Source organism: Methylobacterium sp. J-067, assembly GCF_022829465.1.
Lineage (GTDB): Bacteria > Pseudomonadota > Alphaproteobacteria > Rhizobiales > Beijerinckiaceae > Methylobacterium > Methylobacterium litchii.
Window position 1 is genome coordinate 1 of sequence record NZ_JAKSXZ010000107.1, and the last position, 23,081, is coordinate 23,081.

Consider the following 23,081-nt stretch of genomic DNA (forward strand, 5'->3'; position numbering starts at 1 on the left):
GGACCTTCAGGCCCTCACGCCGCCAGATCCGTTCGACGCGCTTGTCGTTGACGAGCCACCCGGCCGCTTTCAACAACGCGCTGATCTTACGGTAGCCATAGCGTCCATACTGTTCGGCCCAGCCCACGAGGTCGCCGGTCAGAGCTTCTTCGCCGTCACGGCCCCGCGGGACCTTGCGCTGTGTCGGGCGATGCTGACCGAGGGCCTGACAGACGCGACGCTCGGAGACATGAAGGACGTCGATGATGTGCTCGACACAGGCGCGTCGACGCGCGGGGCTCAGAAGTTTCCCCGGGACGCCTCCTGCAGGATCAGCTTGTCGAGCGTGAGGTCGGCGATCGCCTTGCGCAGCCGCTGGTTCTCAGTCTCCAGATCCTTCATCCGGCGCACCTGATCGCTCTTCAGGCCACCGAACTCACGCCGCCACCGGTAGTACGTCACTGAACTCACGCCAATCGCGCGGATCGCGTCGGATACGCTCTGACCCTGCGAGATCAGCACATCCGCCTGCCGTAGCTTGGCGACAATCTCCTCGGGCTTCGGATGCTTGGCCATGTCGTCCGTCCTCCAGGCTCAAAAGCCATACCAAAGGGCGGACCACTTCAATGGGGGCGGATCAGCTTCAGCTAGACAATCTTGCAAATTTTTCCTTAAATTTTTTGCAGAGATTACATTTCTTAATTAGATTAGTATCTTTATATCGAACCATTTGGTATTTATTTAATAATATAAATCGGGTCAACAAAAACGTTATATAAATCGATTAGCTTTTTAAAATTTCCGATATGTTGAGAAACAATACAATACCACAAAATCAATATATATTTTTACTTCTCGAATGGCGAATGACCTGCAAGTGATGGTATGGGGTCGTACCCACGTCGATCTAGGAGTTTGAAAATGCGCCCATCGAAGAGTGCCGGATCTTGTGGATCCGGCACTTAATTTATTGCTGTAGTCCAGTGTCTGGCCGAGACCGGACAACAAAGCAGGCTCGGTCTATGATGTGGTCCGGACGCCGCTCAAGCAGGACGCGGCATCCGAGCAGTGCCACGCAGGGAAGCGATCGCTTCGCGGACTTCGGCCGCCCGGTCGAGCAGGATGTGCTTGAGCCGATGCGCTTCAGCGACATCCTCGGCCAGACGGGCGAGGCGCTCGTCGAGGTTCCCCGAGCGCATGTCCTCCGCAAGCTCGTCCAGCCGCACCAGAGCCGCGCAGAATGAAAGCGGTTCGGTCGTTTCAATCTCAGTGGTCATCGCATTCTCCAGGGTCAGTGCAGGGTGGTGGGATCGAGAGGTTCGACGCGGACCGAGATCGACCGACCGTCGCCAAAGGTGAGGGTGAGAAGACCGGATGCCGTCGCCGCGTCGGCGACCGGTCGGCCGGCTTGGTCGGTGAGCCGAACAAGCCCGTCCGGTGACGGCGTCCGTTGCGCCGGTATCGGTGCCGGGGACACGACGACCGAATTGCACGCGGGGATGAGTGCGGCCAAGGCTCGTTCCAGGCCGCGCTCAAGGGCAAACGACGCCGCTTCTGCACGTCGTTCGGCCGCCGCTAAACACGCCTCGGCTTCGTTCGCGACAGCCTCGCATCGGTCGATCATCGTCCGACGGCTTCTCGCGTCTAGATCATCCAGAGACGCCATCAGGCGCCTCCAAGCCTCCTCGGCGCGCATCGCCGATCCCTCCAACAATGTCAGGATGAGATGGCGTGCCTCGCTCGGCGTCGGGAGGCTTGCCCACGCGGTCAGGTCGGCCAGCGTCGGCGCATCGGTTCGATGGCCGACCGCGACCGCCACCGGGACGGTGAGGGTACCGATCGCCCCGGCGACCTCCTTCGCATCGAGGGCTCGGGCCGGGCTTCCGCCACCGCGCACCATCAGGACCAAGCCCCGATCCTCCCGCCCACGGTGCAGCGCAGCGGCTGCATCGAGGCGTTCCACCACCTGCGCGACCGCCCCCTGTCCGTCAAATGGGCAGGGGAGACTGTCGACCTGCAGGAGGCCAGCTCCTTCGAGGGCGGTCAGCGTCCCGGCGACATCTTCCCAGCCTTGGCCAGGGGGATGCAGGACGCTGATCCTCTCGAGATGAGTTGGCTGCGGCAAGCGACGCTGTGCGTCGAGCAGACCGGCTCGCGCCAGAGCGTCCAAGCCCTGAGCACGTTGTAGCTCGACGGCGCTCACCCGCCAGTTGGGGCCAATGTCTGTCACCGTGAGGCGCATGCGTCCGTCGGGCAACCAGACGGGGGTGCACGTCAGTGTGATGTCGCGGTGAACGAGCTGCGTCAGATCCAGCGAACGGCCGAGTTTGACGGTGATCGCGTCATAGGCTGCGACGCTGAGGTGAGCGCGCAGGCGCAGCGAGAGATTGCTGGCGACACCATGGCTTGGACTGAGTTCAAGCTCACAGCTGTTGTGACCGCGCAACTGCATCCACGTGACAGTGGCGGTGAGTTGCAAGGAGCGCGGCAGGCTGGTGCGCACTGCACTTCCGGCCCGCGCCCAGACCTCGCGGACATCGAGGATTGGTGGGGCGCGATCGGGTGGTGGCGAGGTGTCGTCCGTCGGCCGGTCCGATGGGGGATCGGCCGGGGGGAGTCGAGAGGTGTCGAAGAGATGGATGCGCATGAGACAAGTCGGATCAGTTGAGGGAAAGACAATCGGGATGGGATGACTGCATCGAGGTCCGCCCGGACGCGGACGTCCGGGCCAAGACCGATCAGAATGGCGCGTCGGCGGTGGCGTCGTCGTCCGGGCGGCCCTGAACGATGGCTGCAGCGATGCGATTGAGGCGGGGACGGTCGGCGCGTTCGAGTTCACCGCGCAGGATCTCCATGATCGCGGATTCGACGACGCCGGGGATTGGCGACGATCGCCAAGCGAGCCGATCGATCGGCGTCGGCACGGGCCCGGCCAGCGTCAGCAGCGGTGCGCCAATCGCACACGCCGTCTCGACCACCCGGCGATCGCTGAATGTGCGGGATCCGATCCGCCGGTCGCCGGTGACGATGAGGACAGCATCTGCGCCGGCCCAGGTCACATACTCTGCGGCGTCGCGCAGAGCAGTTTGGACGGCATCGGGGTCGTCGAAATCAGCCTCATACGCCGAGAGATGGGTGATCCGGCTCTGGTGGCGTGTCATGAGCCCTGGCGCCAGCGCTTCCCAGCGCACCCCGCCGCCCTGGGGGACAACGGCGACGAGCTGGCGCAGCTTGTTTGGCATACTGCCGCGTCGCCACAGGCTTTGGTGCTCGAGTTCCTGCTGCAGCTGCGCGTCCGCAGCGGCCTGAGCCGGGGTTGGCCAGTCGCTGACGGAGACCACGAGGCGTGGTCCAAGCCGAGCGTCGTAGTCGATCTCGAGACGGATCGGGATGGGCTCACCCGGTCGGTTGTTGATCGGGGCGAGGTCGAGCAGACAGCCGAGAGATGTGAGCCAGTCTTCCCGCAGGAAGATGTGTCCCCAACTCGGGGCGCCAGGGTCAACTCCGGACAGCAGGATTCGAAGACCCGGCTTCGCCCGATCCGGCAGGATCCGCAGCAGCGCTACTCGCCCTTCCGTGGAGGATGGTGGACGTGCGGGATCCTGCGCGCCAACAGGCACGATGATACTCATGATGATGTTCCTTGATAGGGAGGAGCGGAGCGAGCGCGGCGACCCTGGCGCGTCGGCGCCCTGGTTCGTCCTCTTCGTCCTTCTCGGGATTTGCGTCGGATGACCGACACCCCTTTATATATTTGCATCCCCACAGCAGACGTCGCGCGGCGAGCGGCTGCTACTATAATATTTCGTTCATCTTCTGGTCGTTACTTAATCGCGACGAATTTTGGCGTCGCGATGGTTCGCGACTTCTTCTTCCTCAACCTCCAAATCGCCGATCGTTGGCGACCGTATCGATCAGTCGTCACCTATGCCGCGATCCGACCTTCGCTTCAGAGGGCGGCTGATGAGGCCAAGTCGAGGCACCTCGACCGCCTTTGTTTGCTGGATCGACGCAGGTGCTGCGGACGCAGCCTCTTCCGCCTCGTTTCGCTTCTTCTTGCGGCCAAGCATCTCCAAAAGCCCATCATGCGGTAGGCGATCGAAGTCCCAGCTACCGTCATCGGCGGCGCTGAAAGCATGAGCCGCAGCACGGGCACCGTAGACCTGCCAGTCGCGGCGAGCGGAGGAGAAGAGGGGAGCACAGGCAGCGATGATCGCTGAGACCTCGTGTTGTGAATGTTTGGCGATTTGCAGCCGGCGCGCGACGAGAGCATCGACCCGTGATGCATCTGGCCAAGGCCCCTGCCATCTCGCGAGGATATCCGCTCGATGCTCGCGATAGAATTCAGCGTTCGCCAATTGGACCGTCTGCGCGTCGGCAGCCGCCTGCGGCCGACGCGAACTGGAGCTGATGTCGAGTTCGAACCGTCGCGCGAATGACATCGCATAATGCTGGATCTTGGCGGCGAAGGTCGCGCAGTCTTTGCCGCTGTGACTGACGGCATGCGCGAAGGGCTGATAATCGTCCGCACCATGGTCGTCGAGGATGACCAATCCGAACCGACCTCGCACGGCCCCCAGCCAAGTCCAGACGATAGCGGCGACCCGCGCGACGGCGGCGGCCTCAAACGGGATCCACGATCTGGCCGCGCTCAAAACCGCATCGTACCGCTGCCTCCCCCGGGCCAATACGAGGGAGGGGGCGAACCTCCGCCGCAAACGATCAACTGTTGCCGGATCGAGGTCTGAGATGACGATGTGGTGGCGCTGCTCGTCGACGGGAGCGAGATGGATTGCCCGGTTCGAGTAGGCGGCAAGGAATGACGGGAGCGCCGTCGCAATACGGTCGAGGGGACGCGGCGTCATCTGGATGATCCGGTCAGGCCTCCCAGTCGGTTTGGCGCTCTGCATTCCGAGATCGGAGAGCTCAGTCTCAGGACGCACAGCGACGAGGCGATAGCGGGAGGCTTTGAGCGCATCGTGATAGGACGTCAGCGATCGACTCGGCTCCGCTTCGAGGTCTGCAGGCCGGCGCAGACCGGCAAGTTTGGGCAGCGGTCGTCCGGCGTGCTTGGCCAGCATCCGCGCGCTCGGTGCGGCGGGAGGCTTGGGCCCCACCAGCACCGATTTGAGGAGCGGCGTCCCGTTCAACTGAGAATAGCGATCGTCGTACTGCTCGCGAGCCTGAGCGGCCTCTCGCTCGGCTTGCTGGGCGCGCCGAAACAAGTCGGGATCGGTGCCGGGCGCAGCGCGTGACGAGCCGATCCGCTGGCTGTCACGGTGATGAGATCCCGGATCGTCGGACATGTCGGGGCCAGGCTCGAATGGACCCAAGCGAGCCTGGAGTTTTGCGAGGCTTGCCGCTCGGCAGGTCGAGGCTTTGACCGCTCGACCATCAACGATCAGGACCGCCCCCGACCCCTTGCTTGCATAGACGATCCCCTCGGCAGCGAGCGCCTTGTGGAGATCGGTCCAGGATCTTGCGCTCGCGACGATCGGCGCGACCACCTCGATCACCCGGCGCGCGACGCTCTCGCTACCGCGATAGATCTCTGTCCGGGCCGCTCCGGCAGGTAGGACGTCACCCGGATCGAAACGACGCGCGAGCGTCTCCGTGCAAGCCGTTGCCCGATAAGCCTCGCGTAAGCGGACCGCTGCCATATAACGGGCAACGCTGACTGACTCACCGATGTGAGCGGCCTGATCCTCGTCGCTCGTGTAGCGTTGCCCGTTAGACTCCACGGGACGAGCGATCGGAGCGGGAAACCGGTTGGCATCCGCCTGTTGCGCCAGCTGTGCCGTGTCGGCGTTGACCCTCGTCAGCCGATCCCGAGCCGGACTTGGACTGCCTGTATCTGCGCTCTCAATTGCCCGATCTCCTCCCGCATCTCGGCCAAAAGATTCATCATCATGTCTTGGGCTTCGAGGATTTGGCTCACGGGATCTTCCGCGGCCTCCTCGCCCCCACCCTTCATCATCTCCAGGATCCTGCGCGTGTTGCGATGGGCGCCGTGCGCTTCCTCGTAAGCGCTTCGCGCGTTCGTCGCCGCGACTTCCCCCCATGATGACGGCTGCTGTTTGGGCTGACCTGTACCTGCTGACATGATGCTCTCCCGTGAAGTCTTCCAGGATCTCGAAGTGCGCGCCGGGCTCACGTTGCCAGCCCTGGGCGTGCTCGATCCGGGCGACCGCGCGCCCGATGGCGTTGTGAAAGAAAGGGACCTTGGTCGCCCTGTTCGCATCCGGTGCAACCCGCGAGATTAAGGCGTGCAGGTGTTGGTTGCCGCCCTCGCCGAGATGCAGGGCCCACAACGCGCCGTGGCCGCGCAGTCCCAACTCTTCGAGCAGGATGACGAGGGCCCGCTCGCTCTGCCGTATCGTCGGCTGTTCGCCGGGTCGCCAGGACAATACGAGGTGCTCGACCGGCGACCGCGCCCGTGGGGCGCCTGTGACGGTCGCGATCAATTCCGCGATCTGCCCATGGTGCGATCGCGCGATAAGATGAAGCCCACCCGAGGCTAGGACATCACCACGATCGAGATCGCGGCCCTCGCGGAAGATATAGCCGGCGAGTTCCTCGACCTGTCTGGCGACTGACGCGCCATCGCAGCGTTTTTCCACGCGCTTGCCGATCATGCCGGTGAACCGGACAGCGCCTCGATCGCGTGGCGAATGGCTCGCAGCGCGACGCGGGCCTCTTCCCGCAACCCGGGCTTGAGCATGGCGAGCTTGGCGAGACCACCGAGCCGCCGTAACTCGCGGATCAATTCGTCGTCGACGCGGGCCGAGATGTGCAGGCCGAGCAGACGACGCCGGGTGAGCGCGGCGAGCGTCAGACCCGCGGCCCGCGCCTCGGCATCGAGACGAGTTTTCTCCTCCGGGGTCAGCCTGATGCCGACCTGTTCCGTCAGCCTACGGTTCTCGGATCCGCGTCGGCCGGACATCGGTGTGATCCTTCGGGGATTACTCGCGAAAGGGGGTTCGGGGGGGGGCACCCCGACAGGTGGGGGATGTGAGAAGCGAAGGCGCCGAACAGCCCCGGATCCTTTGCAATCCGACGCCGCCGGGGGCGGCGCGGATAGCAATGGGCATCCTGCCCCGTCGATCCTCTCGGGGGACTTCACACGCGGTCTGCAGCGGAAAATGCGGCCATTCCGTCGGCGTTCTGGCGTGAGATCGCGCTACTCCATCTGCATTTTGTCCTGTCATTGAAGTTATCATTTCTCTGCCCGGCCCGACGGCTTCAAGCTCGACATGGGGAATCGCTGGCTGCCTTGGGGGGATTCGCAGTCCGCAAACAAGGGTACGACAGGATCCCAAACGGTCAAGCTGGCATTTTATCAAGACCGCGCGGCTACTGGTTCCGCTACTCGTGCGCAACACTTGCCCGTTAAGAATGATTGCGAATCGCCAGTCCGATGATTTTCTGCGCGGCAGATCGCCTGTTGTTCGTCAAGCGACCTATTTCGGTCACGAGGCCTTGTGTGAATCATGCAAGTCGATCCACGATCTCCCCACAGCGCCCAACCAAGGTTAACGGCGAGCTGTGTACATCGCGAATCTCATCGAAGGACCCACGTCATGAAAAAAGAAAGCAAGCCCATCAACGACGAGCACGTTGCAGCCGTGGGTGACCAACTCGATCACGCGCTCGCAAATGGTCCTGCGCCTCCCAAGGCCCGGACGCGACAGGCGCTGGTCAATTTTCATAAGGCTCGGATCACCGCGATGCGTCAGGCACATTTCACTATGGCCGAAATCGCGGAGGCTCTCAGCGTGAATGGCGTCGTCTTCAGCCCTGCAGCGTTGTCAACCTATCTCGCTCGCAGCCCGGCGGTTGACCCGAACAAAGCCACGGCAGCAAAAAAGACAAAACCGCAAACGATTTCCGACGCTCTCAATGTAAGACCGAAGGTCCGCAGGCAACCAAGGCTCGAAGGCGCTACTGACGTCTCATCAGATAGCGCGCATGAAAATGGGGCTACGACGTCGTTATTGACCCCAAAATCGATCTCCGCTGGAAAAAGTACCGTGGAAACACATGCGGAGCGACACGCGATCAATCGGAGAGCTGATACCCGTGTTGAAACGAATATTCCCGCCGGCGGCAGCTGGTACGACAACTTAAATTGACGTTCGATCTTCGATACTAGATCGAACGTCACCCATTAAAGCATTTACATCGGCATCTCATCCATAAATGCGCCGCGCGACCGCGAGCGCAATCCCTATCTCGCGTCCTAAAATCACAAACGAGCGAAAGATGATCGAGCTATCAAATCAGATACGGGACTTACGACTGCCCTATCGGCCAGACCAGCTTCCATGCTTGCAAGCAATCCTCTCCGGGGCATCAAAACGCGCCCTGGTAATTTGCCTCGGAGGCAAGGGCGGTGTTGGCAAGACGATGGCGGCGAGTCAGGTCGCCGACGTCTACGCATCGGCAGGCCATGTTCTAGCGATCGATGCCGATCCAGCAAATCAACATTTCTACAAAGGGTTGATGCGAGAATTACCTTCAGGGAGTCGCGAATATACACCCCGTCTAGCGACGGTCCACGCCATCACGCACCGCCTCCGGGCCGAGGATCATGCTGGCCGGATTGATCCGACGGCATGCCAAGACTTGATGGAATTGATACAAGATGCATCCGATCCCTACATCATCGTCGATTGTCCCGCCGGAGACACCGAGACGACGCAGCGCTGCTCGGAGATCATCATTGAGAGCTGTCGCGAGAGTGACATCCGCCTAGTCGTCGCGGTCACGGTCGGCGCCGTCGACCCGACGCCGATCGATGTGCTTCGAGACTTGGAATTTCTCTTGTCTCAGGCCGATCGTTCGGTTCTTGTTAAAAATACCGCTCAGGCCGTCAACTTCACGTATATCGAGCGATCCGACATCTACGCCAAGCTGAACGGATTGCCGAATTTCCGCGAGATTCAGATCGCGAAAATTGGAGAGCGCATCATCGAGGGGCTGCGCCTAGGCAACATCCCCTGGCACACGCTCGCCACAGAGACACCGATGCGCATTCGCGTCGAGGCTGCTCGGTTGCGCCAAGAATATCATCAGCTCTGGCTGGAGGCGCTGAAATGACTGGCTACAATGATTTCATGCGGCTTGCGCTTGGCCGACAACACGAACTCGAGCACCGGCTCCGCGAGAGTACGGAGCCGCGCTTGGCAAAAATCTATCGCCTCATATACGGGAAGGCGATAGAGGCCCCCGACCTCTTCATGGCTGAAAGCTTGGCGTCGGTTCTGAAGACATCGATCGACGACGATTACGTCGTCGGCATCATCTTGGACAACTGCGCCAGGTCTGTGAACACTGAGCTGCAGCACAGATACAATCGAGAGTGCAAATCCTTGGACCGGCTAGCTGCGGGCGGTGCTTTATTATGCGCAATTCTGTTTGTAACAGTCGTTTATCTAAATTCTGAGATCAAAAATGGGCAGGCGCAGACGATATCAATGATCGGCGCCGTGGCCAAGAGCTGCATTCGATAGTCTCCGTATGTATCACCGATGCCGGCCGCCGATAACTGGCCAGTATCAAATCTGAACATTGTCGTCATGAAGGGTACGCATGGGGAAGTCTATCCTGACGTTATATTGACTAAAGAGGATCTGGAATGATACATAGATCGATCGATGAGTGCAAAAATCGGCGACCGCTCAGAACTCAGCGGATGCGGGACGAAGGCTGGGAGGGTCGACCATTATCAGTCCCGGTGTCGCTGATCTTCAAAGCCGGTGAAGTACCTGGCGGCCGGCCGTCGAAGCAGCCGGTAGAACGTGACTTGGATAACGCGATCGCCTTGATGTACGCGGGCCTCTTCACGTTGCTCCGTGCGCGCGACCGTCGCGATCACGGTCGGCCAGTCGAGCCGCAGGCGGTCCGGGACATCCGCATCGCGCCGGGCATCACGGTGTCGTGGGGCCTGCCCTTCTGTCACGAGCACCTCATGAAGCTGGCCAAACGAGCATGCCGATCTGATCCTCGGTTCTCGTCCTTCAAGGCTTTCAGCGACGCCTACCGATCGATCGGAGCGCGGCGGCCAGCGAACCCGGAGTCGCGGGCGCTCGAGGAGGCTTCGATCGCCGAACAGATTCGGATCCTCGACCTGCTTTGCAAAGCGGCCGAGCGCGCGAGGCAGCACTGCAAAGGGTGGCGTGAGGCGCAAACCAACGTAGGGCGCTTTGGGGAGGCGAGAAGTGAGAGGAAACCATCGGCGCTCGAGCGTTGCATCCTCCTCTCGCCCCGGCAGCAGGTCAGCCTGAAGTTATCGTTAGAGGACATGCGCGACGTCGCTACCTACGGCTGGGTCAATCCTGCATCCATCTGCCTCGATCACCACATCCTTTCTCCAGTATTCGAGGTCGTCATCTGTGCGAGCCGCAACCGGGCTGGCGTACCGGGTCAGATCACCCGGTTCAGCGCGGCTGTTTTCATTTTATAACTGACGGATCAGATTGAAAAATTTGCGGCTGACAAAGAGATGCAAGGCGCTTGTGTTGGTCTATACATGGCGGCGCTCCACGCTTTCAACGATCGACTTCAGCTTAGCATTTATGACCTAGTCAGCATTCTCCTGCAGTATCTCGACGCAGCCCTCGCTGGCAGTGGTGACATCGACGATTACATCGTTCTATTTTTGTTTTAACCGAAGCTGTAGAGGAGACTCGCTCCACGGTTATGTAGGAGCCCTCAAGTTCGAGGCTTCCTCTGGCCCTTTGGCCAGAGGCCTAAGCGTGCATCCGCCGTCGCGCTTCTCTTTGCTCCGCCGCGGGTGCTGAAGACCGCGCCTTGCGAGCGGGATTCAGCATTGCAGACCCAGATTTGAGGTCTTCCGAGAGCGCATCGAGGAACTCCACAGAACGGAGCCTGACGATGCGCAAGCCAATCTCAACCCGTACGTCTCACCGGCACGGACGAGGAAGAATCCAGCCTCGGCGACCAGACGGGCGCCACGCTCCCGGTGCGCGGGCTCGCATAGCTTGGCGGCGTTCCACCGTTCGCGGCAGCTATCCAGCCGTCGTTCTAAATCTTGTGGATCCGCCCGCCGTGAAGTCGAGCGAGATCGAAGCGATCGAGCGGCATCTCGGCGCTCTCATCGACGATCTGCTGCGATGAGCGGTCGCTCCATCGCGGGTTCGCACGCCTGTGGAGGATGCCGCGCCGACTCTTGCTGCTGGAACGCTGAGTTTGCAGCGTTCGAGCCCATCGAAGGATTCCACCTGCCCATGCTGAGGTTTGCCCGATGAGCCGTCATGCCCGAAAGGCGCGCGCCATGCCGTCGCTCGACCAACCGCAACGTGTCGTATGCTACCTGCGCGTCTCGACCGGACGGCAGGCCGAATCGGATCTCTCGATTCCAGATCAACGCCGGCAAGTTCACGCATTCTGCGCGACCAAAGCCTGGCCCTTGGTGGGGGAGTACGTCGAGCCGGGCGCTTCAGCGACCGATGACAATCGCCCGGCCTTCCAGAAGATGATCGAGCGGGCCTGCGACGACGATCACCCGTTCGACATCATCTTGGTCCACTCGTATTCGCGCTTTTTCCGGGACTCGTTCGGATTGGAAATGTACGTGCGCCGTCTCGCCAAGGTGGGCGTACGCTTGATCTCAATCACGCAGGAACTCGGCGACGATCCTGCCCAGGTGATGATGCGGCAGGTCATCGCTTTGTTCGATGAGTATCAGTCGAAGGAGAACGCCAAGCACGTGCTGCGAGCCATGAAGGAAAACGCGAAGCAGGGCTTCTACAACGGTGCGCCGGTCCCGTTGGGCTACACCGTAGTCGAGGTCGAGAAGCGCGGGAACCGAGTCAAGAAGCGGCTGGTAATCGATACCGTCGAGGCCGAGACGGTTAGGTTGATGTTCGACCTCTATCGTCAAGGCGACGGATCTGCTGGGCCGCTCGGGGTCAAGGCAATCACCTGCTACCTCAACGAGCGTGGCTATCGAACGCGGGCCGGGGCTCGGTTTGGTGTCGCCACGGTTCACGGCATCCTGACCAACCGCGTGTACGTCGGCGAATGGGTGTTCAACCGGCGCTGCTCGCGGACGCTGACCGAAAAGCCAAAGGCGGAGCAGATCCCGATTCCTGTGCCGGCAATCATCGCCCTGTCGGAGTTCGAGGCGGTGCAGGCCACGCTCAAGGCACACAATCCTCGCGCCACACCCGCTAGAGTGGTGACCGGCCCGATTCTGCTCACCGGGCTGGCGACCTGCGCGACCTGCAACGGGCCGATGACGCTGCGCACGGGCACGTCGAAGTCCGGTCGGGTCCACCGCTACTACAGCTGCTCGACGCACGGTCGACAGGGCAAGACCGGCTGCACCGGTCGGTCGATCCGCATGGACACCCTCGACATGCTGGTCACGGATCACCTTGTGGCTGAGCTGTTGCAGCCTGCCCGGCTGCGGGCGACGCTCGCATCCCTGTGGTCACGGCGCGCCGAGGAGGCGATGGAGGTTGACGGGCGGGTCGCTGCGTTGCGCCGCGAGGTCGATGCGACGGAGGACAAGCTGAAGCGATTGTACCGTATGGTCGAAGACGGGATGACCGACCTCGACGACATCCTCAAGGAACGGCTTGCAGGGCTGAAACAGGAGCGGGACGGAGCCAAGGCCGCGCTCGACCGGATTCAGATTGCGGAACGTCCACCAGCGCAGATCGCACCGGAGTTGATCGAGCGCTTCGGACAAATTATGCGCGATAACGTTACGACGGGAGAAATCCCGTTTCGAAAGGCGTGGCTTCAGGCGATTGTCGACCGGGTTGAAGTCGGCGCTGACCTCATCCGCATAATCGGCGGCAAATCAGATCTGCAGGCAGCTGTCTTGAGTGCGAACTCATCTGACGCGCCCGGTGTTCGCAGTTCTGTACGGAAGTGGCGCGCCCGAAAGGATTCGAACCTCTGACCCCCAGATTCGTAGTCTGGTGCTCTATCCAGCTGAGCTACGGGCGCCTAAACCCCGGCAGCGACAGCTGCGCGCCGGGGTTGACGTGCTTCTAGTGGGTCGCGCCGAACTTGGCAAGCGCCGTTTCGAGAATTGTGGCCGGCCTCGCCCCAGTTGACGGCGCTTCCGGCGCGGCCGTAGATCAGCACGCCTGCGCCGGGAAGGGTGGCCGAGTGGTTTAAGGCAGCGGTCTTGAAAACCGCCGTGGGGGCAACTCCACCGTGAGTTCGAATCTCACCCCTTCCGCCAGGCCGTCCTTCTCCTCGTCACGCCGTCCGCGCGCGGGCAGCCATCCGGTGCACGGTCTCGCCATCGCCCACGCTGCCCTCGCGGCAGATCGCGGCGTCGGGATCCACCACGAAGGCCACGACGAAGGAGGCCTCGGTGGCGCGCAGCGTGACGGTGGCCTCGTCGGAGACCAGTCCCGTCTCGGCCTCGCCGAACGTCTCGCCGTCGGCCGTCACACAGCCCGTGAACACGAAGAAGTACGTGTGCCGATCCGGCCGCGTCGGCAGCGCCGCCTCCTCCCCTGCCCCGAGGCGGAGGTCGTAGCAGGAGACCGCGTTGCGCACGTGGAACGGCGCGTCGCCGCCCTGCGGCCCGAACACCGGCCGCCACTCGTTCGGCACGGAGGCCGGAAGGCGGCCGAACTGGATACCGGGCTCCAGATCGCGGGAATGGGGGCGGACGAAGATCTGCAGCATCCGAAGGGGCGGGTCATCCTCCCGCGTCCGCTCCTCGTGCTGGAAACCGGATCCGGCGTTCATGACCATCAGGTGGTCGCCGTCGATCACCAAATGCTCGCCGTGGGGATCGTCGTGGCGCATCACGCCGGCCGGGACCCAGGACACGATCTCGTCCTGAACATGCTCGTGCAGCTTGATGTGCGTGCCCGGCGCCAGAAACGATTCCATGATCGTCGCGAGGGGGCCGAGCCCATGGTCGGTGAGTCCCGGCAGGAGGTGCCCGGGGAAATAGGCCCTGGCGGTGAACCGTCCGGAATCGATGGCATCCTCGGTGCTACGCGTCGCCTTGCGGATCATCGGTCCCTCACTTGGTGTCTCGTCACACTATGACGGACGCAATCTCAATGTAGTGGTTGGCAGCGTTGGGACGACGACAAGGCGCCGACCAGCCCCTCGATCACCGAGAGTTCCGCGCCGAGCCGCATGACCAGGGGAGACAGGATTTCCCGACCGGCATCCGCGTTCACGTGTTCGTGAAGCTGAATCAGCAGGTCATGGATCCTGATCCAGTTGTCGTCCAGGTCTGGATTTTGGCCCACCATGTCGTTCCCCTGGCAGACCACATACAGATCCCTGATCCGCTGGATGATGTCGATCATGTGGGTCACAAACCAATTGTGTCCTTCGCTTTCCTCTAAATCCATAAGCCCTCGATCTCGTATTTAGGCGGATTTACCCGCCAACTCTGCTCTTGACGAGAGAGAACTATTTTTATTCCCATCGGAAGCGTGCGCCGTGTCACGTCATGGCTGCCCTGCGCCTGCCGCCTGTATTGGCCGCGACGGGGGGGGCGGCGGGCCGCGTTGTCATGGGAAGGGTGCGGGTGGTCTTCCGGGCCACAGCGCCGGGAAAACATCCCCGCGCCGCCGCAGGCTCCTTGACCTCCCCGCCGGGGCGACCTTAGCCGTTAGACGCGCTCGCCCTTCAGGCCGCCCTGGGCGGGGGCCTCTCGGCGGGGCTCGCCGGGCCGGAGCCGCCGCTCCGCCCGCAGGCCATCGACACCGCCGAGGGCGCCCCAGCCGAGGCTGGGCCTTACTGGGCCGCCACCGCCTGGGGCATGTCCTGGTCGTGGGGGCGCGGCTCGCCTCGGAAGCCCTGGCCCCGGGCGCTCGTCGCGCAGATGTCGAGGATTTCGTCCCAGCGGGAGACGAAGGCTGCGACGCAAGCCGGGTCAAAATGCCGGCCGGCTTCGGCTTCGATCAGGTGCAGGGCCTCTTCCGGCGGCATCGCGTCCTTGTAGGGGCGCACGGTGGTCAGGGCGTCGAACACGTCGGCCACCGCCACAATCCGCGCCGCGAGGGGAATGGCGAGCCCGGCGATGCCGCGCGGGTAGCCGGTGCCATCCCAGCGCTCGTGATGTCCGCCCGCGATCTCCGCGGCGAGGCGGATCAGTCTGGACGGGCTCTCGCCGAGGATACGCTCGCCGATGGCGGCGTGGGTGCGCACCGTCGCCATCTCCTCTTCGGTCAGCCGCTCCTTCTTGAGCAGGACGTCGTCGGGGATGGCGACCTTGCCGACATCGTGCAGGGGCGAGGCGAGGTAGATGCGGTGGCACAGGTCGGCATCGAGGCCGAGCGCCTGGGCCATGATCTGGCTGTAGCGGGCGACGCGCCACGTATGGTGGCCGGTGTCGTTGTCACGATATTCCACCGCCAGGGCGAGGCGGAAGATGATCTCCTCCTCGCGCTCGTGGACGTGGCATTCGGCGGTCCGCACCTTTCCCGCGAGTTCCGCCGCCTGATCGTCGAGCCGGCGCATGGCCGCGGCGAGGCGGATCTGGTTGCGCAGGCGGACATGGAATTCCGTGCCGTCCGTGTGCTTGTCGAGGAAGTCCGTGGCCCCCGCTTCGATGGCCGCGAGCTTGACCCGCTCCGACGTGTCGGAGGTGATCATCACCACGGGCACCTGTGCATAATGCGGGATCTCGCAGAGGCGGCGGATGAATTCCGTGCCGTCCATGCCGGGCATATGCTGGTCCACCAGCACGAGGTCGAACGCCTGCATCTGCGCCCGGAGCAGGGCCGCGCCGGGATGCATGAAGGCGGCGACGTTCACGCCGTGATGCCGCTCCAGCAGAAGCTGGAAGCGCATCAGGACCGTGGAACTGTCGTCGACGAGAAGCGCGTCCATGATCTCAGTCTTCCGGCCGTTTGCGCCGCCCGTCACCGGAGGGTCCGGCGCGTTCGGAAAGCCGACACTGAGCAAGTCTCCACCTCGTCGCGGGTGTGTGGGACTTGGCGACCTCTCGCCGTATCGGTCCCGCAATTTCGCCGAGCCGCTTTAAGAAAACATGCGGAATCTATCCTACTTTAGTGAGTGTAGTGAGCGGAAACGCGGCATCCGCGAAGTTGCTATGCGCTTTTGTTCGCCTGTCGCGCGACTTGTCGGGCGACGAGAAGTGACAAACCGAGGTTCAGGAGGGCGACCGCGACCATGACGATGGCCAGCGTCTCGATCCCGAACCATTCCATCGCATAGCCGCAGGCGAGCGGCGTCGCCGCCTGCCCGAGGAGCGGCGGCCGGGCGAGCCGACCGATCACAGCCGCGTATTCCGCCTGTCCGTAGAGGGCGAGGGGCAGCGTCCCCCGGACCACGGTGCGCATCCCGTTGCCGGCGCCGTAGAGCAGGATCGCGAGCCACGCGAAGCCGGGCGCCACGACGAGGAGGAACAGCCCGAGGGCGACGCTCCCCGCCGAGATCAACAGCAGGTGGATCGGGTGGGCGCGCTGGCCGAAGGCCAGTTCGAGCACGCGGGCGCCGACCTGCGACGGGCCGATGAGGGCAGCGAGCGCCACGGCGGAGGCGGCCGGGATGCCGTGGGATTGCAGCAGCAGCAACAATTCTACCGACATCGCCGTCATGAGGATGGCGGCGGTGGTGAAGGTGAGCGCCAGGATCCCCTCCCCCGGCAGGCGCGGCGCCTTGATGCCGGGCGCGACGGCGATCCGTGCCGGCGCGGCGACCTTCCCGCCCGGCAGCGCGAGGGCGAAGATCGGCGCCACCACGAAGGCCGCGAGGGCCGCGTAGGCGAGGCAGGCGCCTCGCCAGCCAACATGCGCCACGAGGAAGCTCGACGCCGGCCAGCACAGGGTGATGGCGAAGCCGGAGGCGATGGCGATCTGGGTCATCGCGCCCCGTGCGGAGGCGCCGTAGGCCTGCCCGATCGCCGCGAAGAGCGGATCGTAGAGCGCACCCGCCATGCCCACGCCCATCACCGCCCAGGCGGCGAGGAAGACCGGCAGGCTCCCGGCCATCGCCATCAGCACGAGGCCGGCGGCCATGATGAGGGTGCCGGCGACGAGGACCGGGCGGCCCCCGACCCGATGGATCTGCCGGCCGACCCACGGCGAGAGCAGGCCGGAGATGAGGATGGCCAGCGACAGGGCGCCGATCACCGCTCCCTGCGGCCATCCGGTCGAATCCACCACCGGCGCGACGATCACCGCGACGAGGAAGAACGAGCCACCCCACAGGATGATCTGCGTCAGGCCGAGGGCGGCGTTCCCGAGGGTGCTCGGCGCGCGACGCTGCGGATCGGGAATGGGGGCCGGGGACGCGGACATGGGAACGGCACGGTGAGCGGGGGGCCGGAGGGTCCGGCCGGCCCGCCCCGGCTAGATCGCCCCGGCCGATCCGACAAGGCTCTCGCGGCGGAACTCGCTCGGGGAGCGGCCGAACTGCGCGCGGAAGCGGCGCGAGAAATGGGCTTGGTTCGAGAAGCCGCAATCGTAGGCCAGCGTCCCGATGGGGATGTGGGCGCAGGCCGCGTCGGCGAGCCGCTTGGCCGCGCTGTCGAGGCGCCGGTCCCAGATCCATTCGGAGACGCAGCGTTCCCGCCCCTGGAACAGCTCCTGGAGCCGCCGGAGCGAGACGCCGATCCCGGCGGCGACGGCGGCGGGGTCGAGGTTCGGGTCGCCGCAGCGGCTTACGATGAAAGCCTTCGCCCGCTGGACGAGCACGTCGCCCTGGAGGGGCTTCGGCGTCTCCCGCGCCAAGCCCTCGGCGAGGCTCGCCGCGATCAGGTCGATGCCGATCGAGGCCATGCGCTCGGCCATGTCCGGGGTCAGCGTGGCGTGGACCCGCACCAGTTCCTCAATGAAGGCCCGCACCAGGGACGCCCCCGGCAGGGCACCGTCCACGGTCATGGCGGTGTAGAGCCGGGCCGAGCCCAGCGCGCCCTCGAGGCGCCGCCGGGGCACTTCGAGGAGGTAGGAGCAGCTTCCGACGCTGGAGTGCAGCACGGTCGGGCGGCGCTCGATCACCACGAGGTCGCCGGGTCGCTGGACCGCATTGCGCCCATCCTGCGTGACGCTCGAGACGCCTTCGAGCTTGATCGCCACCGAGAGTGTATCGTGCTTGGCGTGCCGCCGGATCGTGTCCGGCGTCGCCTCCGTCCGCAGCGCGCCCTGCGTGATCCGCGAGATGGCGAGGGGGCCGACGTCGGCAGCTTCGATGATGCCGATGAAAGGTTCATCACCTAATTGTGACTGATCTACCGGCACTAGCCGGTCGTGGATGATTTCACTCCACCGGTCGAACTTCCTTCTTTCTGCAATTCCATCGGTCGAGAACACCGTTCGCATCGATACATCTGTCCCGAATCGGCCTACCGCGCGGTAAGACAAACGATACCGCGCTTACAGGCAAGCGCGATGCGTGCCGATTCATACAGTCGTGGGTAGTGAACCGCAGCCCTTCATCGCCGGCCGGGCAAACCCGCCTGACCGGTCTCGGAGGCTGTCAAAAGCCCATGGCAGACCCATGACGACCGACGACACCGCCCTCGCCTCCATTGGCCGTACGGCCGAAATGGTCGCCGCCTATGTGAGCAACAACGCCGTCCGCCCGGGCGACCTGCCCGCCCTCATCGCCACGATGCACGAGGCGGTCCGCGCCCTTCACGCGCCGCGCCCGGCCGAGCCGAAGCCGGCGCGGGAGAAGGTGTCCGCCTCGGAGATCCGCCAGTCGATCCAGCCGGCGGGGCTCGTGAGCTTCCTCGACGGCCGGACCTACAAGACCCTAAAGCGGCACCTGACGAAGCATGGCTTCACGCCGGACAGCTACCGCGAGCGGTTCTCGCTGCCGCCGGATTATCCGATGGTGGCCCCGAGCTACGCGCAGCGCCGCTCGACGCTCGCGAAGGAACTCGGCTTCGGCCGCGCCGGCAAGAAGTAGCGGCGGGCGTCAGCTCGTCCGGCGGGCCGTCCAGCGGCCCGAGCAGGACGCAAGGCCGCTGAGCGTCCAGCGCCCGCTGCCGGCCTTGCCCTTCAGCCTGCCGTTCACCGTCACCACGGCGAGACCCTTCCGGATGGTGCCGGTGATCCCGCCATCGGCTCCCGCCCGACCGCTCGCATCGACGTCGTTGCCGCCGGCGTCGTCCACCTGCCCGTCGCGGATCACGATCGGGTAGTTGTACGGTCCCGTGCAGGACGACTCGCTGCTCGTCGCGACGACGGACCACGCGCCGTCGAAACGTCCCGCCGCCTCCGCAGGGAGGGTGGCGGTGGCGATGAATGCGAGCGGCGCGAGGGCCGCGAGCCGAATGGTTGTCATGATCTCCTCATAGCGATCCGCGCAGCTACAACGCGGCACGGCGGGAAAGGCAACGGGCCGGGCGCACACCCGGAGCGGCTCAAGCGCCCGGCTCCGCGGCCGTGCCGGGCCCTAAAGGGGGTCGAGGGCCCGGCACAACCTCTTGAACTGTGTTTGACGCCATGTGGGTACGTTTTGGCGCCTCGCCTGAGACAGATTTACTGGTACGATACGAATTTCGCCGAAGCGGTTTCGGGCAAGTATCGAATCACACCTGTCCGAGATCTTGCGAAAGACGATCTCGCGCGCGACTGACGCGGCTCTTCACGGTGCCAGGCGGGCATCCGATGACAGCGGCGGCCGCCTCGTAGGTCAGTCCTTCCACCGCCACCAGCGTGAGCGCCTCGCGGTGGGCGGCATCGAGCCGGTCGAGGGCCAGTTGCAGATCGCGCAGGCCGATGGTGTGCTCCTGCGCCGCCGGCTCGGAGAGCGTGCCCGCATGGGCGCCGTCCGGATCCGCCACCTCCCGCCAGTATTTGCGCCGGCCGTTGATGTGGCCGTTGCGCAGGATCGTGAACAGCCACGCCACGAGGTTGCTGCCCGGCTCGAACCGGTCGCGAAACTCCCACGCCTTGAGCAGCGTGAGCTGCACGAGGTCGTCCGCCTCAATGGCATCGTGGGTGAGCGAGATGGCGTAGCGGCGCAGGCGCGGCACCATCGCGATCAAGTCGTCCCGGAAGGCCGTCGGGATCCGGCCGCCGTCGGCCTTGAGCAGGACCTCGGCGAGCCGCCCCAGAACTCGCCCTAGGCGCGAATCTGGTTCGATTGCCACAACCTGTGGGTAGTATTCACGGAGGCGGCGGCCCAACTGAGCGTTGACGAACGCTAGCACGTCGTCCGCTGCGGACACCGAATCGTGATCTTCGACTGCTGGCTGCAAGGATGCACCACTCGTTGTGTCGAGGGACAACCGCCTGCACCGCTACAGCGCGGGGGTGGCCGGGAGACGACTTATTTTTGATCGCTCTTCCCGCCGTCAATGATACGGCGATACCAGTGAACAAGCACATTTTAATGGAACCGGGTGTTGCGCAACCCGTTTTTGCCCGGCTGCCCCGATGGCAGTCGGTAGCGAAGAAGGGCGTGGCGAACCGTGACGTCGGGCGTCGACAGGCATGAACTTCGGCAGATCATCGCCGGCCTCAGCGAGGGCGTGATCCTGGTCGAGCCGGACCAGACCATCGCCTATGCCAACGAGGCCGCACTCGCGATGCACGGTGCCGAGAGCCTGGACGAACTCGGCGAGACCATCGACGCCTACCGCGAGAAATTCGCCTTACGGTACCGCAACAAGCGGGCTCCCGAGAGCTACCCGATCGAGCGGGTCGTGGCGGGCGAGCGCTTCCACGACGTGATCGTGGAGGTCACGCGGACGGACAAGCCCGACCTCGATTTCGTGCATTCGCTGCGCAGCCTCGTGGCCACCGATCACGAGGGCAAGCCGAGCTGCCTCGCGCTGATCCTGAAGGATGTCACCGATCAGTTCGAGGCGGAGGACCGGTTCGAGAAGACGTTCGCCGCCAATCCGGCGCCCGCCGTGATCACGCGGTTGTCAGATCTGCGTCACGTGAAGGTGAACCACGGTTTCCTGGAGATGACCGGGCACACCCGCGAAGATGTGATCGGGCGGAGTGTCTACGAAGTCGACGTCCTAGCGGGCGCCCGCAACCGCGACCTCGCCGTCTCGCGCCTGAACGAGGGCGTCACCGTCCCGCAGATGGAGGCGTGCCTCGATCTGCCGGATGGGGGCAACCGCTTCGTCATCGTCGCCGGCCAGCCCATCGAGATGGGCGACGAGCCGTGCATGCTTTTCACCTTCGCCGACCTCGAACTGCGCCGGAAGGCGGAGACGGCGCTCCGCCAGAGCGAGGAGCGCTTCGCCAAGGCGTTCCGCCTCACGCCGGTCCCGACGGTGCTGGCGCGGGCGACCGACCTGCAGGTCACGAGCATCAACGAGGCGTTCAGCCGGGTGTTCGGCTTAGGCGAGGACCGGATGCTCGGCCGGACCCTCGTCGAGACCGGGCTGTGGGTGAACGACACCCAGCGCGTCAACTTCGAGACCGCCCTCGAACGCCAGGGTTATGTCCTCGGCGTCGAGGTATGCCTGCACCATGAGACCGGGCACAATCTCGATTGCCTCGTCTCGGCCGAACGGGTCGAGATCAACGACACGACGTTCGTGCTGCTGGTGATGCAGGACATCACCGACCGGAAGCACACGGAGCGGGAGCTGTTCGAGGCCATCGAGACGGTGATGGCTGACACCTCCTGGTTCAGCCGGGGGCTCATCGAAAAGCTCGCCAATCTGCGGCGACCGAGCCGGCCGGATTTCGATCCCTCCGTTCCCGACCTCACGGCTCGGGAGCGGCAGATCCTCAACCTCATCTGCTCGGGCCTGGATGACGGGGCGATTGCCCGCAAGCTCGGCCTGTCCCGCAACACCGTGCGCAATCACGGGGCTGCCCTCTATCGCAAGCTCGGCGTCCACAAGCGCACCGAGGCCGTAGTCTGGGGCCGGGAGAACGGTTTCCCCGTCCACCTCTCCGGTACATGAATTTCAGTGTACCGGTATTTTTCTACCATTGAACCGCGGGGCTCGACAATCATCTGCCCCGTGTCCCGACCGCGTCGCAAGAGATCGCAGCGCAGTTCGAGAAGGTCACAAGTTCGTCTTTGGCCCGGTGCCACGAATGCTGGGCAGCAAAGGCCGAACTCACTCCGAAATCGGGGTGACGTCCCTCACATACGTTACAACAAGGAGATCGACATGGTGGATACCGATCGGATCACGGGCGCCGCGAAGGAACTCGGCGGCAAGGTTCAGGGCGCCCTCGGCGACGTCACCGGCTCTCACCGCGATTCCGCCGAGGGCCGCCTGCGCGAGGCCGGCGGCCGGGCCGAGAACCTCTACGGTCAGGCCAAGGACACCGCCCGCGACTTCGCCGACGACGCGTACGAGTACGCCGAGGACGCCTACGAGCGTGGCGGCCACTACCTGCGCCGGGGCTCCCGCGAGGTGAGCCATCAGGTCGCTGAGTACCCTCTCGCCTCGCTGCTGATCGCAGGTGCCGTCGGCTTCGGCCTGGGCCTGCTCGTCAACGCGACCCGCGACTGATCCCGATTTCCGATTGCCGACCCCACGAACGACCCGGAGTGACAGCGTGACCACACAGACGAGCGTTTCCCCCCTCGGTACGGAGGCCCACGCGGATACGCGTGCCGTCCTCCTCAACCAAGTGTCCTGGGGCGCCATCTTCGCCGGCGCCACCATCGCCCTCGTGTCTCAGGCCGTCATCAACCTGGTCGGCGTCGGGGTGGGCCTCGCCAGTGTCGGCGTCAACGCCACCGACAACCCGGCCGCCTCGACCGTCTCGGCCGGCGCCGGCATCTGGTTCGTGGTGTCGGGCATCGTCGCCTCGCTGATCGGCGGCCTCATCGCTGGCCGTCTCTCCGGCAAGACGCTGCCGGGCACCGCCGCCCTGCACGGCCTCGTCTCCTGGGCCGTGACGACCCTCGTCGTCCTGTACCTGCTGACCTCCGCCGCCAGCGGCCTCGTCGGCGGTACCCTGAGCACCGTCTCGGGCGCGCTGGGCGGCGCGGGCAACCTCGTCGGCGGCACCGTCCAGACCGCCGCGCAGGCCGCCGCGCCTTCGCTGTCGAAGATCTCGAACCCCATCGACGGCATCGAGCAGACGGTCCGCCAGCAGGCCGCCGGCCAGGACCCGCAGGCCGCCAAGGACGCCGCCGTGGCGGCCGTGCGCGCCGTGCTGACCGGTGATCCGGCCCAGAAG

General features: G+C 64.3%; 21 protein-coding genes, 2 tRNA genes and 1 pseudogene. 10 read left to right on the forward strand and 14 right to left on the reverse strand.

Annotated features, from left to right (window positions below; genetic code table 11):
• From MKK52_RS13765 to MKK52_RS13790, 6 genes and pseudogenes are all read right to left on the reverse strand, one after another.
• A pseudogene (locus MKK52_RS13765) lies at nt 1–555 on the reverse strand (transposase); the annotation flags it as partial.
• 467 nt (nt 556–1,022) lie between these two features.
• Nucleotides 1,023–1,256: a hypothetical protein gene (locus MKK52_RS13770; RefSeq protein WP_243954656.1), complete on the reverse strand. Its 234-nt coding sequence runs from the start codon at nt 1,254–1,256 to the stop codon at nt 1,023–1,025.
• Between the two features lie 14 nt (nt 1,257–1,270).
• Nucleotides 1,271–2,482 carry an exodeoxyribonuclease VII large subunit gene (locus MKK52_RS13775; RefSeq protein ID WP_243954658.1) on the reverse strand — a complete coding sequence of 404 codons (1,212 nt, stop codon included), beginning with the start codon at nt 2,480–2,482 and terminating at the stop codon, nt 1,271–1,273.
• Between the two features lie 235 nt (nt 2,483–2,717).
• On the reverse strand, nt 2,718–3,611 hold the full coding sequence (locus tag MKK52_RS13780; protein WP_243954660.1) for a hypothetical protein: 894 nt from the start codon (nt 3,609–3,611) through the stop codon (nt 2,718–2,720).
• Nucleotides 3,612–3,893: 282 nt separating this feature from the next.
• Nucleotides 3,894–6,614 carry a relaxase/mobilization nuclease domain-containing protein gene (locus MKK52_RS13785; protein ID WP_243954662.1) on the reverse strand — a complete coding sequence of 907 codons (2,721 nt, stop codon included), beginning with the start codon at nt 6,612–6,614 and terminating at the stop codon, nt 3,894–3,896.
• A complete protein-coding gene (locus MKK52_RS13790; protein ID WP_243954664.1) occupies nt 6,611–6,922 on the reverse strand; it encodes a plasmid mobilization protein in 312 nt (103 codons plus the stop codon). The genes MKK52_RS13785 and MKK52_RS13790 overlap by 4 nt, the downstream gene beginning before the upstream one ends.
• A 637-nt stretch (nt 6,923–7,559) precedes the next feature.
• On the opposite strand from MKK52_RS13790, the gene MKK52_RS13795 reads away from it, so the two are divergent.
• The 5 genes from MKK52_RS13795 to MKK52_RS13815 all read left to right on the forward strand — a co-directional run bounded on the left by MKK52_RS13795 (nt 7,560) and on the right by MKK52_RS13815 (nt 12,913).
• On the forward strand, nt 7,560–8,111 hold the full coding sequence (locus tag MKK52_RS13795) for a hypothetical protein (RefSeq protein WP_243954665.1): 552 nt from the start codon (nt 7,560–7,562) through the stop codon (nt 8,109–8,111).
• 130 nt (nt 8,112–8,241) lie between these two features.
• Nucleotides 8,242–9,078 (forward strand): hypothetical protein, encoded by an 837-nt coding sequence (locus tag MKK52_RS13800; RefSeq protein WP_243954668.1) that lies wholly within the window; start codon nt 8,242–8,244, stop codon nt 9,076–9,078.
• Nucleotides 9,075–9,491: a hypothetical protein gene (locus tag MKK52_RS13805; RefSeq protein WP_243954670.1), complete on the forward strand. Its 417-nt coding sequence runs from the start codon at nt 9,075–9,077 to the stop codon at nt 9,489–9,491. The genes MKK52_RS13800 and MKK52_RS13805 overlap by 4 nt, the downstream gene beginning before the upstream one ends.
• A gap of 224 nt (nt 9,492–9,715) precedes the next feature.
• Entirely contained in the window at nt 9,716–10,444 is a 729-nt protein-coding gene (locus tag MKK52_RS13810) for a hypothetical protein (RefSeq protein ID WP_243954672.1), read from the forward strand.
• An 801-nt stretch (nt 10,445–11,245) separates the two neighbouring features.
• Nucleotides 11,246–12,913 (forward strand): recombinase family protein, encoded by a 1,668-nt coding sequence (locus tag MKK52_RS13815; RefSeq protein WP_243954674.1) that lies wholly within the window; start codon nt 11,246–11,248, stop codon nt 12,911–12,913.
• On the opposite strand, the gene MKK52_RS13820 is transcribed toward MKK52_RS13815, so the two are convergent.
• Nucleotides 12,884–12,960 (reverse strand) — tRNA-Arg (locus MKK52_RS13820). The two genes, MKK52_RS13815 and MKK52_RS13820, sit on opposite strands and share 30 nt — an antisense overlap.
• Nucleotides 12,961–13,111: 151 nt before the next feature.
• Between MKK52_RS13820 and MKK52_RS13825 the strand changes: the two genes are divergently transcribed.
• A tRNA-Ser gene (locus tag MKK52_RS13825) sits at nt 13,112–13,201 on the forward strand.
• Nucleotides 13,202–13,218: 17 nt separating this feature from the next.
• On the opposite strand, the gene MKK52_RS13830 is transcribed toward MKK52_RS13825, so the two are convergent.
• The 5 genes from MKK52_RS13830 to MKK52_RS13850 form a co-directional block, all read right to left on the reverse strand.
• Nucleotides 13,219–13,995 carry a pirin family protein gene (locus MKK52_RS13830; protein WP_243954676.1) on the reverse strand — a complete coding sequence of 259 codons (777 nt, stop codon included), beginning with the start codon at nt 13,993–13,995 and terminating at the stop codon, nt 13,219–13,221.
• 44 nt (nt 13,996–14,039) lie between these two features.
• Nucleotides 14,040–14,297, reverse strand: coding sequence for a hypothetical protein (locus MKK52_RS13835; protein WP_243954678.1), 258 nt, complete (start codon nt 14,295–14,297; stop codon nt 14,040–14,042).
• A 433-nt stretch (nt 14,298–14,730) separates the two neighbouring features.
• Nucleotides 14,731–15,828 carry an HD-GYP domain-containing protein gene (locus MKK52_RS13840; RefSeq protein ID WP_243954680.1) on the reverse strand — a complete coding sequence of 366 codons (1,098 nt, stop codon included), beginning with the start codon at nt 15,826–15,828 and terminating at the stop codon, nt 14,731–14,733.
• 221 nt (nt 15,829–16,049) lie between these two features.
• Entirely contained in the window at nt 16,050–17,261 is a 1,212-nt protein-coding gene (locus MKK52_RS13845) for an MFS transporter (protein ID WP_243954682.1), read from the reverse strand.
• A 51-nt stretch (nt 17,262–17,312) separates the two neighbouring features.
• Entirely contained in the window at nt 17,313–18,281 is a 969-nt protein-coding gene (locus tag MKK52_RS13850; RefSeq protein ID WP_243954685.1) for a helix-turn-helix domain-containing protein, read from the reverse strand.
• A gap of 178 nt (nt 18,282–18,459) precedes the next feature.
• Between MKK52_RS13850 and MKK52_RS13855 the strand changes: the two genes are divergently transcribed.
• Nucleotides 18,460–18,873, forward strand: a complete 414-nt coding sequence (locus MKK52_RS13855; protein WP_243954687.1) for a MucR family transcriptional regulator — start codon at nt 18,460–18,462, stop codon at nt 18,871–18,873.
• A gap of 9 nt (nt 18,874–18,882) precedes the next feature.
• Here MKK52_RS13855 and MKK52_RS13860 read toward each other — a convergent pair whose 3' ends face one another.
• Nucleotides 18,883–19,251 carry a hypothetical protein gene (locus MKK52_RS13860; protein ID WP_243954689.1) on the reverse strand — a complete coding sequence of 123 codons (369 nt, stop codon included), beginning with the start codon at nt 19,249–19,251 and terminating at the stop codon, nt 18,883–18,885.
• Between the two features lie 247 nt (nt 19,252–19,498).
• On the reverse strand, nt 19,499–20,140 hold the full coding sequence (locus MKK52_RS13865) for a sigma-70 family RNA polymerase sigma factor (protein ID WP_243954691.1): 642 nt from the start codon (nt 20,138–20,140) through the stop codon (nt 19,499–19,501).
• Between the two features lie 243 nt (nt 20,141–20,383).
• Between MKK52_RS13865 and MKK52_RS13870 the strand changes: the two genes are divergently transcribed.
• The 3 genes from MKK52_RS13870 to MKK52_RS13880 all read left to right on the forward strand — a co-directional run.
• A complete protein-coding gene (locus tag MKK52_RS13870; RefSeq protein WP_243954693.1) occupies nt 20,384–21,844 on the forward strand; it encodes a PAS domain S-box protein in 1,461 nt (486 codons plus the stop codon).
• 213 nt (nt 21,845–22,057) lie between these two features.
• Nucleotides 22,058–22,405 (forward strand): CsbD family protein, encoded by a 348-nt coding sequence (locus tag MKK52_RS13875; RefSeq protein WP_243954695.1) that lies wholly within the window; start codon nt 22,058–22,060, stop codon nt 22,403–22,405.
• Nucleotides 22,406–22,451: 46 nt separating this feature from the next.
• On the forward strand, nt 22,452–23,081 hold a 630-nt coding region (locus tag MKK52_RS13880), incomplete at its 3' end, for a PhnA-like protein (protein ID WP_243954697.1).

Excerpts from the sequence above, each read along its gene's own strand:
- MKK52_RS13770 (WP_243954656.1), bottom strand. The coding sequence starts at position 1,256 with ATGACCACTGAGATTGAAACGACCGAACCGCTTTCATTCTGCGCGGCT.
- MKK52_RS13780 (WP_243954660.1), bottom strand. The coding sequence starts at position 3,611 with ATGAGTATCATCGTGCCTGTTGGCGCGCAGGATCCCGCACGTCCACCA.
- MKK52_RS13785 (WP_243954662.1), bottom strand. The coding sequence starts at position 6,614 with ATGATCGGCAAGCGCGTGGAAAAACGCTGCGATGGCGCGTCAGTCGCC.
- MKK52_RS13790 (WP_243954664.1), bottom strand. The coding sequence starts at position 6,922 with ATGTCCGGCCGACGCGGATCCGAGAACCGTAGGCTGACGGAACAGGTC.
- MKK52_RS13795 (WP_243954665.1), top strand. The coding sequence starts at position 7,560 with ATGAAAAAAGAAAGCAAGCCCATCAACGACGAGCACGTTGCAGCCGTG.
- MKK52_RS13800 (WP_243954668.1), top strand. The coding sequence starts at position 8,242 with ATGATCGAGCTATCAAATCAGATACGGGACTTACGACTGCCCTATCGG.
- MKK52_RS13805 (WP_243954670.1), top strand. The coding sequence starts at position 9,075 with ATGACTGGCTACAATGATTTCATGCGGCTTGCGCTTGGCCGACAACAC.
- MKK52_RS13815 (WP_243954674.1), top strand. The coding sequence starts at position 11,246 with ATGAGCCGTCATGCCCGAAAGGCGCGCGCCATGCCGTCGCTCGACCAA.
- MKK52_RS13830 (WP_243954676.1), bottom strand. The coding sequence starts at position 13,995 with ATGATCCGCAAGGCGACGCGTAGCACCGAGGATGCCATCGATTCCGGA.
- MKK52_RS13835 (WP_243954678.1), bottom strand. The coding sequence starts at position 14,297 with ATGATCGACATCATCCAGCGGATCAGGGATCTGTATGTGGTCTGCCAG.
- MKK52_RS13840 (WP_243954680.1), bottom strand. The coding sequence starts at position 15,828 with ATGGACGCGCTTCTCGTCGACGACAGTTCCACGGTCCTGATGCGCTTC.
- MKK52_RS13845 (WP_243954682.1), bottom strand. The coding sequence starts at position 17,261 with ATGTCCGCGTCCCCGGCCCCCATTCCCGATCCGCAGCGTCGCGCGCCG.
- MKK52_RS13850 (WP_243954685.1), bottom strand. The coding sequence starts at position 18,281 with ATGCGAACGGTGTTCTCGACCGATGGAATTGCAGAAAGAAGGAAGTTC.
- MKK52_RS13855 (WP_243954687.1), top strand. The coding sequence starts at position 18,460 with ATGACGACCGACGACACCGCCCTCGCCTCCATTGGCCGTACGGCCGAA.
- MKK52_RS13860 (WP_243954689.1), bottom strand. The coding sequence starts at position 19,251 with ATGACAACCATTCGGCTCGCGGCCCTCGCGCCGCTCGCATTCATCGCC.
- MKK52_RS13875 (WP_243954695.1), top strand. The coding sequence starts at position 22,058 with ATGGTGGATACCGATCGGATCACGGGCGCCGCGAAGGAACTCGGCGGC.